Source organism: Enterobacter sichuanensis (assembly GCF_002939185.1).
Classification (GTDB): Bacteria; Pseudomonadota; Gammaproteobacteria; order Enterobacterales; family Enterobacteriaceae; genus Enterobacter; species Enterobacter sichuanensis.
In genome coordinates, this window is the sequence record NZ_POVL01000084.1 from 1 (window position 1) to 9,956 (window position 9,956).

General features: G+C 51.9%; 11 protein-coding genes and 2 tRNA genes. All 13 read right to left on the reverse strand.

Annotated features, from left to right (window positions below; translation table 11 throughout):
• Position 1 precedes the first annotated feature (1 nt).
• Positions 2-77 (reverse strand) — tRNA-Val (locus C5687_RS22650).
• Positions 78-204: 127 nt separating this feature from the next.
• A tRNA-Lys gene (locus C5687_RS22655) sits at positions 205-280 on the reverse strand.
• Between the two features lie 161 nt (positions 281-441).
• Positions 442-1,233, reverse strand: coding sequence for a cell division protein CpoB (cpoB, locus tag C5687_RS22660; RefSeq protein ID WP_047958043.1), 792 nt, complete (start codon positions 1,231-1,233; stop codon positions 442-444).
• 9 nt (positions 1,234-1,242) lie between these two features.
• Positions 1,243-1,764 (reverse strand): peptidoglycan-associated lipoprotein Pal, encoded by a 522-nt coding sequence (gene pal, locus C5687_RS22665; protein WP_003858578.1) that lies wholly within the window; start codon positions 1,762-1,764, stop codon positions 1,243-1,245.
• A 35-nt stretch (positions 1,765-1,799) separates the two neighbouring features.
• Complete coding sequence (tolB, locus tag C5687_RS22670; protein WP_047958042.1) at positions 1,800-3,092, reverse strand: Tol-Pal system beta propeller repeat protein TolB; 1,293 nt, start codon at positions 3,090-3,092, stop codon at positions 1,800-1,802.
• Between the two features lie 130 nt (positions 3,093-3,222).
• The gene (gene tolA / locus C5687_RS22675) at positions 3,223-4,509 is read right to left on the reverse strand and encodes a cell envelope integrity protein TolA (protein WP_095452230.1); all 1,287 of its coding nucleotides are present in this window, start codon (positions 4,507-4,509) and stop codon (positions 3,223-3,225) included.
• A gap of 28 nt (positions 4,510-4,537) precedes the next feature.
• Positions 4,538-4,966: a colicin uptake protein TolR gene (gene tolR / locus C5687_RS22680; protein WP_003858589.1), complete on the reverse strand. Its 429-nt coding sequence runs from the start codon at positions 4,964-4,966 to the stop codon at positions 4,538-4,540.
• Positions 4,967-4,969: 3 nt separating this feature from the next.
• Entirely contained in the window at positions 4,970-5,662 is a 693-nt protein-coding gene (gene tolQ, locus C5687_RS22685) for a Tol-Pal system protein TolQ (protein WP_008501101.1), read from the reverse strand.
• The gene (ybgC, locus tag C5687_RS22690) at positions 5,659-6,063 is read right to left on the reverse strand and encodes a tol-pal system-associated acyl-CoA thioesterase (RefSeq protein ID WP_003858593.1); all 405 of its coding nucleotides are present in this window, start codon (positions 6,061-6,063) and stop codon (positions 5,659-5,661) included. The genes tolQ and ybgC overlap by 4 nt, the downstream gene beginning before the upstream one ends.
• Positions 6,064-6,211: 148 nt before the next feature.
• Positions 6,212-6,502: a cyd operon protein YbgE gene (gene ybgE / locus C5687_RS22695; RefSeq protein ID WP_014831116.1), complete on the reverse strand. Its 291-nt coding sequence runs from the start codon at positions 6,500-6,502 to the stop codon at positions 6,212-6,214.
• On the reverse strand, positions 6,502-6,615 hold the full coding sequence (cydX, locus tag C5687_RS22700; RefSeq protein ID WP_003858598.1) for a cytochrome bd-I oxidase subunit CydX: 114 nt from the start codon (positions 6,613-6,615) through the stop codon (positions 6,502-6,504). The genes ybgE and cydX overlap by 1 nt, the downstream gene beginning before the upstream one ends.
• A gap of 14 nt (positions 6,616-6,629) precedes the next feature.
• On the reverse strand, positions 6,630-7,769 hold the full coding sequence (gene cydB, locus C5687_RS22705; RefSeq protein WP_045286160.1) for a cytochrome d ubiquinol oxidase subunit II: 1,140 nt from the start codon (positions 7,767-7,769) through the stop codon (positions 6,630-6,632).
• 15 nt (positions 7,770-7,784) lie between these two features.
• Complete coding sequence (gene cydA / locus C5687_RS22710) at positions 7,785-9,353, reverse strand: cytochrome ubiquinol oxidase subunit I (protein WP_025757209.1); 1,569 nt, start codon at positions 9,351-9,353, stop codon at positions 7,785-7,787.
• Positions 9,354-9,956 lie beyond the last annotated feature (603 nt).

The window sequence follows — 9,956 nt, forward strand, 5'->3', positions numbered from 1 at the left end:
GTGGTGGGTGATGACGGGCTCGAACCGCCGACCCCCTCCGTGTAAAGGAGATGCTCTACCAACTGAGCTAATCACCCACTCTGTACTGCTGATAATGCGTTAAGTGGTGGGTCGTGCAGGATGACTCGGCTTCGCCTCGCCCTACGGGCCGTTGCTGACGCAACGTTATCCTTCACGTTTTACTACTACTTCCACCTGACTTAGTGGTGGGTCGTGCAGGATTCGAACCTGCGACCAATTGATTAAAAGTCAACTGCTCTACCAACTGAGCTAACGACCCACTTTTACGCTGTTTTCACGTTGTTTGATATCCCGTGGCAACGGCGGCATATATTACTGATTTAAGAATTCAGCGCAACAAAAATTTCGATGAAGATCACTTAACTGCTTAGTAATCATGCGGCACGACCAGAAATAACGCGATTTCTGGTCATGCGGTAATCATCCCATCGAATTCAGACGTTTTTGCGCCTGCTTAGCACCTTCGGTGCCCGGGAATTTTGCAACCACCTGCTGATAAACCGCTTTGGCCTTCGCAGTGTCGCCTTTGTCCTGCATGATAACGCCCACTTTGTACATCGCATCAGGCGCTTTTGGCGATTTCGGATAGTTTTTCACCACTGAGGCAAAATAAAACGCCGCATCGTCCTTTTTACCCTTGTTGTAATTCAACTGACCAAGCCAGTAATTCGCATTCGGCTGATAAGTGGAATCAGGGTATTTCTTAACGAAGTTCTGAAACGCAACAAGCGCGTCATCCTGACGAGATTGATCCTGCACCAGGGCAATGGCCGCGTTGTAATCGGTATTTGCATCACCGCTCTGTACAGGCGCGCCTGTTGAAGCAGATGCATCCGCTGCCGGCGCAGAGGTTACCGCCCCGCTCTGATCGCCCGCGGCTGGCTGTGCTTGCGCTGCACCACCGCTGCTCAGGCTATCTATTTGCAACAAGATTTGCTTCTGACGTTCCACAACCTGGTTAAGCTGATACTGGCTTTCCTGAATCTGTCCGCGGAGAGAGTCAATATCGTTTTGGTTATCAGAAAGTTGTTGCTGGAGTTGGGTTAAAAGCTGGCTGTGAGCGTTTGAAATACGCTCGAGTTGAGTGACCCGGTCTTCTACCGAGCCTGAGCCGACACTACTGATTGGTGCCTGAGCAAAAGCGGCCCAGGGGGCCGCTATTCCAACCAGTAACGACAGACTCAACAGTTGATGTCTGAAGTTACTGCTCATGCAATTCTCTTAGTAAACCAGTACGGCACGACGGTTTTTGGAGTAAGCCGCTTCGTCGTGACCCAGTACTGCAGGTTTTTCTTTACCGTAAGAAACGATGGAGATCTGGTCAGCAGAAACGCCTTTACCCTGCAGGTACATTTTAACAGCGTTAGCACGACGTTCACCCAGGGAGATGTTGTACTCTGGAGTACCACGTTCGTCCGCGTGACCTTCTACGGTGACTTTGTAAGATGGGTTGCTACGCAGGAAGTTAGCGTGAGCATCCAGCATCGCAGCGAAGTCAGAACGGATGTCGTATTTATCCAGATCGAAGTAAACGATGTTGTTCTGCTGCAGCTGCTGCATCTGAAGACGCGCTTGCTCTTCAGAAGACATGTTGCCATTGCCGTTCGCGTCCATACCGGTGCCGGCACCCATCATGCCTTCGCCGCTCTGGTCATTGCTGGCGTTCTTGTTAGAAGAACACGCTGCGATTGCCATTACAGGCAGAGCGATCATCAGCCCCTTCAGCACTTTGTTCAGTTGCATTTCTATGATTCCTTTAGTAATCAATTAATTATTATTTACAGATACGGCGACCAGGCAGGTGATTTTACCTGTCCATCAGTTGCCGGAATACGCGCTTTGAAACGCCCATCTGTAGAAACCAGATTCAGCACAGATCCCATCCCCTGAGAAGAGCTGTAGATTACCATAGTGCCGTTAGGTGCCAGACTTGGCGTTTCATCCAGGAACGTTGACGACAGAACTTGCACGCCACCCGCTACCAGATCTTGTTTGGCAATGTGTTGCTGCCCACCGTTGGAGCTTACCATTACCATAAATTTACCGTCGCTGCTCACGTCTGAGTTCTGGTTCTGAGAACCTTCCCAGGTAATACGCTGCGGAGCACCGCCGTTAATGTTTACTTTGTAGATTTGTGGACGGCCAGCCTGGTCAGAGGTAAACGCCAGGTTTTGACTGTCCGGGAACCATGAAGGTTCAGTGTTGTTGCTGCGACCGTCGGTGACCTGACGGATCTGGCCAGAGCCAATGTCCATTACGTACAGGTTCAGGCTACCGGTTTTAGACAGCGCAAAGGCCAGTTTAGACCCGTCCGGAGAGAACGACGGCGCACCGTTGTGGCGAGGGAACGACGCCACCTGACGAACAGCACCGTTAGCCAGCGTCTGGATAACCAGCGCAGAACGGCCGCTTTCGAAGGTGACATAGGCCAGTTTGGAGCCGTCCGGAGACCAGGCTGGTGACATCAGAGGCTGGGAAGAACGCTTCACCAGGAACTGGTTGTAACCATCGTAGTCAGATACGCGCAGCTCATACGGGAACTGACCACCGTTGGTCTGTACCACGTAAGCAATACGGGTACGGAACGCACCTTTAATGCCGGTCAGTTTTTCGAATACCGCATCGCTGGCTGCGTGTGCCGCATAGCGCAGGTACTGTTTAGTGACTTTATAAGAGTTCTGGGCCAGAACGGTACCTGGTGCACCGCCGGTATCCACCAGCTGCCAGGCCACGTTGTAAGAGCCGTCCGGGTTAGGGGTAACCTGACCCACAACCACGGCATCAATGCCCAGTGCAGACCACGCCGCAGGTTGAACTTCCTGCGCGCTCCCCGGCTGCTGAGGCAGACGAGAACGATCTAACGGGTTGAATTTACCGCTGTTACGCAGGTCAGCCGCCACGATGCCACCGGCATCTTCAGGTGCAGCGCCAGAACCGGCCCACTGGAACGGAACAACACCGATTGGGCGTGCCGAGTCCACCCCCTGGGTGATCTCGATACGTACTTCTGCGTGCAGTACAGCTGCCCACAGCATTAAAAAACTAAATGCTACACGTAATGCCTGCTTCATCATATCTCCCTTATCCGGGTAACCTTACCCACGATAATTTAGCAGAATGTTAACAAACCCAAATAGACAAAACTACTAAACCCTGGTTACGACAATAGACTGTTTTTCATACTTCCGTAAGGAGAGTCGATTACAGCTTAAAGTCCAGTTTGGCATCTTTTATCTTTTCATAAACAGCCTCACTAGGCGGTTTAGGAATGTTCGCCGATCTTGCTGCGGCCAATGCTGCCTGACAAAGCGCAGGATCGCCCCCTTCAGACGTCACATTTTTCAACCGGCCGTCTGGCGCAAGGTTGATATGCAGCACGCACTGTTTGCCCTGGTAAAGGCCTGCATCAAACAGACGACTCTGAATAGCCACCTGAATCTGCTTAGCGTAAGCGCTGATATCTGCCCCCGTAGCACCACCGTTGGCACCCGAAGTACCGCTGTCTTTAGACGGCTGACCACTCCCTTTCGCCCCGCCGCCTGTTTTCGGCGCATTCTTACCAGAACTGAGATCGCCCAGCAGATCGTCAACCCCTGCGGCAGCAGCGGCTTTTTCAGCGGCGGCAGCCTTTTTAGCAGCCGCTTTTTCAGCTGCTGCTTTCTTATCGGCAGCGGCCTTCTCAGCTGCAGCTTTTTTGTCGGCAGCAGCCTTCTCTGCGGCCGCTTTCTTCTCCGCAGCCGCTTTTTCAGCAGCGGCAGCTTTTTCTGCTGCTGCTTTCTCGGCTGCAGCCGCTTTCTTCGCGGCTTCGGCAGCAGCTTTCTTCTCTGCTTCCTGAGCGGCTTTTTTCGCGGCTTCTGCTTCTGCTTTCTTCTGGGCATCAGCAGCGGCTTTTTTCGCGGCTTCCGCTTCAGCTTTCTTCTGGGCATCAGCAGCGGCTTTCTTCGCGGCTTCCGCTTCGGCTTTCTTCTGGGCGTCGGCAGCAGCTTTCTTCGCCGCTTCGGCCGCTAATTTCGCCTGGGCATCAGCCTGTGCTTTTGCATCCGCTGCGGCTTTCGCTGCCGCCTCTTCCGCCTGCTTTTGCTGTTCCTGGGCTTTCTTCGCGGCCTCTTCAGCTTGCTTCTGCTGCTGTGCCTGCTCTTTCGCCGCTTCCTGGGCCTGCAAACGTTCTTTTTCAAGCTGCTTCAGACGCTCCTGCTCAGCGGCCTGCTTTTCACGCAGTTCTTCCGCTTGCTGTTGCGCCTGTTTTTCACGCTGCTCTTCAGCTCGTTTTGCACTCGCCTGCTGCTGTTGCTGACGGTTATAGTTCTGCACGACCGCACCGGGATCCACCATTACGGCATCAATGGAAGAACCGCCACCGCCGCCTGATGCATCAATATGCTCGTCGAACGAACTCCAGATCAGCCCTGCAAAGAGAATCACATGCAGCACTGCGGAGACGATTATCGCTCGCTTAAGCTTGTCGTTCTGTTCGGTTGCCTTTGACACTATCGGTTCCCAAAAACTACGCGGATGATCAAATAGGCTGAGTCATTAAGCCAACTGACTTAACACCCGCACTATGTAGCAAGTTCAGCGCTTTAATAATTTCATCGTAGGGTACGTCTTTCGCGCCACCGATTAAGAAGACCGTTTTCGGATTTGACTCCAGGCGACGCTGCGCTTCAGCAATGACCTGTTCAGGTGGAAGCTGATCCATACGATCTTTTTCAACCACGACGCTATATTGCCCTACGCCGGAAACCTCAATGATAACCGGAGGATCGTCATTGGTGCTTACCGCCTGTGATTCTGTCGCATCCGGCAGATCCACTTCCACGCTCTGGGTAATGATTGGCGCTGTCGCCATGAAGATCAGCAGCAGTACCAACAGAACGTCCAGCAGTGGAACGATATTGATTTCGGACTTGAGCTCGCGACGACCTCGTCCACGCGATCTGGCCATGGTTTACCCCTTGTTGCTCTCGGTGCTGGTAAACGCCTGACGGTGCAGAATCGCAGTGAACTCTTCCATAAAGTTGTCGTAGTTCAATTCCAGTTTGTTCACGCGCTGGTTCAGACGGTTGTAAGCCATAACCGCCGGGATTGCCGCAAACAGACCGATAGCGGTCGCAATCAGTGCTTCTGCAATACCCGGGGCAACCATCTGCAGGGTCGCCTGCTTCACCGCGCCCAGCGCGATAAAGGCGTGCATGATGCCCCACACCGTACCAAACAGGCCGATATACGGGCTGATGGAACCGACAGTACCGAGGAAAGGAATGTGGGTTTCAAGATTTTCCAGCTCACGGTTCATCGAGATACGCATGGCACGCGAGGCCCCTTCCACGACCGCTTCCGGCGCATGATTATTTGCGCGGTGCAGACGGGCGAACTCTTTGAAGCCGCTATAAAAAATTTGCTCGGAGCCGGTCAGGTTTTCACGGCGTCCCTGGCTTTCCTGATACAGACGAGAAAGCTCAATGCCCGACCAGAACTTATCTTCAAACGCTTCTGCTTCACGGCCAGCGGCATTGAGGATACGCGTTCTCTGGATGATGATGGCCCAGGATGCGATTGAAAAACCAATCAAAATCAACATGATAAGTTTAACCAGAAGGCTTGCCTTCAGGAACAAATCAAGGATATTCATGTCAGTCACTGCTTAAACTCCGCGACAATAGACTTAGGAAGCGCACGAGGCTTCATTATGGTTGGATCAACACAAACAATCAGTACTTCAGCTGAGTTCAGTACGGTGTTCTCTGCGTTGACTATCCGCTGCGTGAAAACCAGTGAGGTCCCGCGCATTGATGTAATTTCAGTTTGGACTTCGAGCATATCGTCGAGTCTGGCAGGCGCAAAATACTCAAGCGTCATCTTGCGTACCACGAAGGCAACTCGCTCAGCCAACAGCACCTGTTGACTAAAGTGATGATGGCGCAGCATCTCTGTGCGTGCCCGTTCATAAAAAGCAACGTAGCTGGCGTGGTAAACCACACCACCGGCATCGGTATCTTCGTAATAGACACGAACCGGCCATCGAAACAGCGTTGTATTCACTTTACATCCCAGTAATGCAACAAAAGTTAGAGCTTTTAAACTTCGCTACTATACGCGCGGGAAAGATGGTTTGGAATGGGAGAAAGTAAACGGAGAGTAAATTTTTATGGGCTCGGGTAAGCCCATAACGTTAACGGACATTTCTTATTCAGAAGAAGAAGAAAATCAAACCTGCGAGAAGCACCAGATCGGCAATGAGGGGGCAAAAAATCCCCTGCCAGTGAATGGCTTTCGGGCGAAAGCCCACGCCGTGGATCACACCTGCGCACACCGCCCACATAATGAGAAAGCCGTGCCAGATTTCCAGCTCGCTGGTTTTCGCTGCAAAGCGCGAAGGGTCCCAGAAGATACAACCTGCCAGCAGTAATGCCATCACTAAAGAAAGCGCCCGTAACGGGCGCTTATCCATTACCGCGTAAAGTGTCGCGATAATATTCATCAGTGTTTTTCTTCACCTGCTTTGGTCGCTTCAACGTGCTCAAGCGCCAGGGCAGTGATGACACCAAAAGCACAGGCAAGAAGCGTCCCTAAAATCCATGCGAAGTACCACATATTCAGCTCCTTACTTAGTACATAGAGTGGGTGTTGCTTTCGATATGCTCTTTAGTGATACGTCCGAACATTTTCCAGTAACACCAGATGGTGTAGGCCAGAACAATCGGAACGAACACGCAAGCAACATAGGTCATCAGGTTCAGCGTCATATGGCTGGAGGTTGCATCCCACATGGTCAGGCTAGCATTCAGCATGGTGCTGGATGGCATGACGAATGGGAACATGGCAATACCCGCAGTCAGGATGATGCACGCCAGCGTCAGTGAAGAGAACACGAACGCCAGGGCGCCTTTCTCCAGGCGAGACGTCAGCACGGTCAGCAGCGGCAGCAACACACCCAGTGCAGGGATAACCCACAGAACAGGCGTATTGTTGAAGTTCACCAGCCATGCACCTGCCTGACGCGCGACTTCTTTCGTCAGCGGGTTAGACGGCGCTGCGTGGTTGATAGCGGACGTCACCACGTAGCCATCAATGCCGTACACCACCCACACACCGGCCAGCGCGAAGCAGACCAGCGTAACCAGCGCGGCAACCTGAGCCGTCGCGCGAGAACGCAGGTGCAGTTCACCCACGGTACGCATCTGCAGGTAGGTTGCGCCCTGAGTGATGATCATCGCCACGCTCACGATACCTGCCAGCAGACCAAACGGATTCAGCAGCTGGAAGAAGTTACCGGTGTAGTAAAGACGCATGTACTCGTCCATGTGGAACGGTACGCCCTGCAGCAGATTACCAAAGGCCACGCCAATCACCAGCGGTGGAACGAAGCTACCGATAAAGATGCCCCAGTCCCACAGGTTACGCCAGCGGGTATCTTCAATCTTGGAACGGTAGTCGAAACCGACCGGACGGAAGAATAAAGAGGCCAGCACCAGAATCATCGCCACATAGAAACCGGAGAACGCAGCCGCGTAGACCATCGGCCAGGCAGCGAACAGCGCGCCGCCAGCGGTGATCAGCCACACCTGGTTACCGTCCCAGTGCGGGGCGATGGAGTTGATCATGATTCGACGCTCGGTGTCATTACGACCGAGGAAACGGGTGAGCATCCCCACCCCCATGTCGAAACCATCCGTGACGGCAAAACCGATCAGCAGAACGCCGACCAACAGCCACCAGATAAAACGTAATACTTCATAATCGATCATTTGATGACTCCTGTCTTAGCGTGCCGGCTGAGTAGTCGCAGTGGACTGCTCGTAGTGATAGCGACCGGTTTTCAGGCTGCTCGGGCCAAGGCGCGCGAACTTGAACATCAGGAACAGTTCAGCCACCAGGAACAGGGTGTACAGACCACAAATCAGCAGCATGGAGAAGATCAGGTCGCCCGCTGTCAGGGAGGAGTTCGCCACTGCCGTTGGCAGCACCTCACCAATCGCCCATGGCTGACGGCCATACTCCGCAACAAACCAGCCAGATTCAATCGCGATCCACGGCAGTGGAATACCGTACAGCGCGGTACGCAGCAGCCATTTTTTCTCGCCGATGCGGTTACGAATCACGGACCAGAAGGACGCAGCAATGATCAGCAGCATGATGACGCCGCAGCCCACCATGATACGGAACGCAAAGTACAGCGGTGCAACACGCGGAATGGAGTCTTTGGTTGCCATCTGGATCTGCGCTTCCGTCGCATCGGAAACGTTCGGGGTATAACGTTTCAGGAGCAGACCGTAACCGAGATCTTTCTTCACGGTATTGAACTGGTCACGAACAGCCTGGTCTGTCGAGCCGGCACGCAGCTGTTCCAGCAGCGAGTAGGCTTTCATACCGTTACGGATACGCTCTTCATGCTGAACCATCAGCTCTTTCAGACCCGTCACCTGCTTATCAACAGAACGGGTTGCGATGATACCCAGCGCGTAAGGGATCTGAATCGCGAAGCGGTTTTCCTGCGCATCCTGATCGGGGATACCGAACAGCGTAAAGGCAGCAGGTGCCGGTTGCGTTTCCCATTCGGCTTCAATTGCGGCCAGTTTGGTTTTCTGCACGTCACCCATTTCGTAACCGGATTCATCACCCAGAACGATAACAGAGAGGATGGCAGCCATACCGAAGCTTGCAGCGATAGCAAAGGAGCGCTTAGCAAAGGCGAAGTCACGACCACGCAGCATGTAATAAGAGCTGATGCCCAGCACAAACATCGCGCCGCACACATAGCCGGAAGCCACGGTGTGGACGAATTTAACCTGTGCTACCGGGTTCAGGACCAGCTCGGCAAAGCTGACCATCTCCATACGCATGGTTTCGAAGTTGAAATCAGACGCGATAGGGTTCTGCATCCAGCCGTTCGCGACCAGGATCCACAGCGCGGACAGGTTCGAACCTAATGCCACCAGCCAGGTTACCGCCATATGCTGGACTTTACCCAGACGGTCCCAACCGAAGAAGAACAGACCTACAAAGGTGGATTCGAGGAAGAAGGCCATCAGACCTTCAATGGCCAGCGGCGCACCGAAGATATCCCCTACATAGTGAGAATAGTAAGACCAGTTAGTCCCGAACTGGAACTCCATGGTCAGACCGGTTGCCACGCCCAGCGCAAAGTTGATACCAAACAACTTGCCCCAGAACTTGGTCATATCTTTATAAATCTGTTTGCCGGAGAGAACGTATACCGTTTCCATGATGGCCAGCAGGAACGCCATACCAAGCGTCAGTGGCACAAACAGGAAGTGGTACATCGCGGTCAAGGCAAACTGTAAGCGCGACAGTTCGACTATATCTAACATCATGACTCCTTGCTCATCGCATGAAGACTCCGAGAGTGAACCCCGTCAGAACGAGACCCACACGCATGCCCCAATACAAATTATTCGCATCCTTGTCGTCGTTATTACCCTGAGGGAGGATAAAAACGATGACGTGAGGTTACGAATACGTTAATAAAAAACTCAAATTGATCCCGTAAATATAATACGCTGCAAAACCCTTACAATAAACAGGTTTTTATTGAATCATATTTACGTTTTTCGACGGCGATCAATTTATAGCAAAATTACCACTTTTCGGCCATTTTGATCGGGAACAATTTAGCGCTTTTCGGCGCCTTTTTCCAAGGATTAAACATTGATTTAAATCAAAAACAATTCTATGTGTTAATTGTGTTTTGATGTGGTGAACATGGTAAAAACCATGTTAAAGATATGTATATGAAATACAATTAAGGTTATCGAATCAACGGATGAATATAAACAGAAGTGATTTTTATTAACTTAGTAATGCTTAATGACTGATTTATTCAGGACATAAATTTTAGTACGTTTTTTGTTTTTTTCCATCTGCTTTCTTAAGGCAAATAAATAACAATTATTTTACTTTTACATCCTCTCTAA

Bases quoted from the DNA above. Each gene is read 5' to 3' on its own strand.
- cpoB (WP_047958043.1), bottom strand. From the start codon at position 1,233: ATGAGCAGTAACTTCAGACATCAACTGTTGAGTCTGTCGTTACTGGTT.
- pal (WP_003858578.1), bottom strand. From the start codon at position 1,764: ATGCAACTGAACAAAGTGCTGAAGGGGCTGATGATCGCTCTGCCTGTA.
- tolB (WP_047958042.1), bottom strand. From the start codon at position 3,092: ATGAAGCAGGCATTACGTGTAGCATTTAGTTTTTTAATGCTGTGGGCA.
- tolR (WP_003858589.1), bottom strand. From the start codon at position 4,966: ATGGCCAGATCGCGTGGACGAGGTCGTCGCGAGCTCAAGTCCGAAATC.
- ybgE (WP_014831116.1), bottom strand. From the start codon at position 6,502: ATGAATATTATCGCGACACTTTACGCGGTAATGGATAAGCGCCCGTTA.
- cydX (WP_003858598.1), bottom strand. From the start codon at position 6,615: ATGTGGTACTTCGCATGGATTTTAGGGACGCTTCTTGCCTGTGCTTTT.
- cydB (WP_045286160.1), bottom strand. From the start codon at position 7,769: ATGATCGATTATGAAGTATTACGTTTTATCTGGTGGCTGTTGGTCGGC.
- cydA (WP_025757209.1), bottom strand. From the start codon at position 9,353: ATGTTAGATATAGTCGAACTGTCGCGCTTACAGTTTGCCTTGACCGCG.